The sequence below is a fragment of the Erythrobacter sp. genome, from assembly GCF_038133525.1.
In the GTDB taxonomy this organism is placed as follows: Bacteria; Pseudomonadota; Alphaproteobacteria; order Sphingomonadales; family Sphingomonadaceae; genus Qipengyuania.
Map to the genome: position 1 here is coordinate 1970 of NZ_JAYPTL010000143.1, position 222 is coordinate 2191.

General features: G+C 59.0%; 1 protein-coding gene. It reads left to right on the forward strand.

Going from position 1 to position 222, the window contains the following annotated elements; translation table 11 throughout:
• Nucleotides 1-222: L,D-transpeptidase family protein (locus AAFM29_RS17275; protein ID WP_341713963.1), on the forward strand; the 222-nt coding region annotated here is incomplete at both ends.

Genomic DNA, 222 nt, shown 5'->3' on the forward strand with positions numbered 1-222 from the left:
CAATGCGCTGGGCCTGATGAAGCTCGACATGCCCAATCCGCATGCGATCTTCCTGCACGATACGCCGTCGAAGCAATTCTTCGCTCGCGATACCCGCGCACTTTCGCATGGCTGCATCCGCACGCAGGATGCAATGAAGCTCGCCATGATCCTTGCCAAGGGGCTGGGCGGATTGTCGAGCGAGGAAGCGGTCGAGATCGCCAATTCGCGCAAATATACGCG